Genomic DNA, 1,960 nt, shown 5'->3' with positions numbered 1-1,960 from the left:
GCGTCAGAGGGCATGAGGTTTCGGTATGCGGTATGGGTTTTGAGATGGTGTTCGCGGTTGATCTTGGGGCGCTATTACATGGATTGACTAGGCTCGAAAAGAAAATGGGTGAGGATGTCCAGTCGGGATATTTTGAGGGCGAGCGATTGGTTCTTAGTTCGTAACTTGTTTCTAACCACGCATTGATCAATTTGGGGGGCAAAGCCAGTCTCGGAAAATTCAATCCACTTTTTCGTGTGAGCTTTTCACCTTGATGAGCGAGGCGTGTTTTGGGAAAGATAGAAACTATAAAAAAGCTAATTAGTGTCGGGCGAGCTAAAGATGTATTGGACTTTGTTGAAGGGGACTCTCCTTACATTTCTGAGGTGTCTTTAGGTGCTCCTCAAGAACAAGAGTTGCGGCGTCTATGGGTGATTGCAGTGCATCATTTAAGATTTGTTTCGGAATTTGGTGTTTCATCTTCAGGAGTTCATAAAGATGGAAAGTATTTAACCGCCTTTCCTGAGGGATTTGAGCAATGGCTTCAAGCAGGAGCTCCGGGGGTCGCAGACGAAGATATTAGCGCCTTTCTGAAGGATCATCCTTTGTAAGAGTGAAGCGAAAAGGGGACACCCACTAGCCGGTCTCGAGTCAAGGCTAATAGGCACCCCCTTTTTGGTGCAGATTAATTGCAGCTTGGAAGGCTCCAACCTTAGCCGCACTCTTAAAACGAGCCTTACCCTCAAATAAATCGCACCCCGCTATGAGGTACATAGTTATCGCGGGGTACGGCGTTGAACATCATCGCTTTGCAAGATATTGCGCGCACGACCTGAGGCTCATCAGCTCCTTCCCCGCAACGTGCGGGAACAGCCTATGCGTTACCTCAGTGCTGCGCCCGAATCTGGCGCCCCAACACATCCATCACATCACAACCGTCCCGCAGCAGCATGGCCGCTGCGTGCGCGATTTGCTGCACGTCTGCGCCTTTGGCATGGGCAATGTCGAGGCTGGCCAGGCTTTCCATCATTTGCGTGACCGCCAGAAACCGTGCAGCGGCGCTGCAGTGCAGCACTTCCAGCGGCGCTTGGGTGGCGACCAGCAGCACCGGGATATCGCAATCGTTGTTGGTCATCGGCATGTGCGGGTTCATGCGTCATCCTCCGGTTGGGCGGCGTGCAGTCCGTCGATCGACGCCTGGAGCAATGATCGGGCGGTGCCGAGCATCTGCTGGCTGGCCCAGCGTAACGAGACGATGTGTTCCGGGGTGGTGGCGGTGGGGGCTTGATGGGCGAGGGCTTCGGCGCAGCTCAGGTAGATCGAGGCGTGTTCGAGTGCGTCGAGTAACGGGATGTCGGGTTGGACGGCGAACAGGTAATGGTCGACGTGGTCGCAGCGGGCGAAGGGGATGGATTTTGTGGTTGGATCGGTCATGGGTGTAGCTCCGTAAGATTCAGAAGAGCTGCCACGAAATCGCCGTCAAACGAAATAGGGTGGCAACTGTACGTAGGTTGACGGACCGGCTCTCACGTACACCGGCGCACCCGAAGGTGCCCCACGCACAGTTGCCATAAATGCTGCGGGCATAAGAATGCACGAGCAGAGAGAGRCTATGCGCGTCGTAAGAAAAGCGGGCCGTCAAACCCGATCACGAATGAGTCGTGACAGGCGCGAGGATAGGGAGTGGGGCGAGGTCAGTCAATCGGCCTAAGGTCTGACGCAGGTGGTTTGTTTGTAGGTTTGTTCTGAAACGGACAGTTGCCGTGTGCGCGGATACCGATGCGGAAAAGGGACACCCATTAGCCGGTCCCGTCCTGAACAAGGATTACACCCGTTTCAGGACCAGACACTCACCTAAAAGCCCGGACACTGTCCGTAATGCTGTTCATTGAAGCCGTAATGCGATCTGTAGCAGCTGCCGAAGGCTGCGTTCGGCTGCGAAGCAGTCGTAAATTCAGTAATTGCGGTGTGTCAGGTACAC

The 1,960-nt window shown here is 54.2% G+C and carries 3 protein-coding genes; 1 reads left to right on the top strand and 2 read right to left on the bottom strand.

Features of this window, described 5'->3' with window-relative positions:
- Positions 1-269: 269 nt before the first annotated feature.
- Positions 270-590: a hypothetical protein gene (locus AC1DH9_RS28185; protein ID WP_427540688.1), complete on the top strand. Its 321-nt coding sequence runs from the start codon at positions 270-272 to the stop codon at positions 588-590.
- A gap of 275 nt (positions 591-865) precedes the next feature.
- On the opposite strand, the gene AC1DH9_RS28180 is transcribed toward AC1DH9_RS28185, so the two are convergent.
- Positions 866-1,132 (bottom strand): short-chain dehydrogenase, encoded by a 267-nt coding sequence (locus AC1DH9_RS28180; RefSeq protein ID WP_427540691.1) that lies wholly within the window; start codon positions 1,130-1,132, stop codon positions 866-868.
- Complete coding sequence (locus AC1DH9_RS28175; protein WP_427540694.1) at positions 1,129-1,413, bottom strand: DUF3077 domain-containing protein; 285 nt, start codon at positions 1,411-1,413, stop codon at positions 1,129-1,131. The genes AC1DH9_RS28180 and AC1DH9_RS28175 overlap by 4 nt, the downstream gene beginning before the upstream one ends.
- Positions 1,414-1,960: the final 547 nt, after the last annotated feature.

It is taken from the genome of Pseudomonas sp. 05T35, from assembly GCF_056396605.1.
Note: the sequence above shows the minus strand (reverse complement) of the source record. Positions and strands in the feature narration are given on the sequence as shown.

Excerpts from the sequence above, each read along its gene's own strand:
- AC1DH9_RS28180 (WP_427540691.1), bottom strand. The coding sequence starts at position 1,132 with ATGAACCCGCACATGCCGATGACCAACAACGATTGCGATATCCCGGTG.
- AC1DH9_RS28175 (WP_427540694.1), bottom strand. The coding sequence starts at position 1,413 with ATGACCGATCCAACCACAAAATCCATCCCCTTCGCCCGCTGCGACCAC.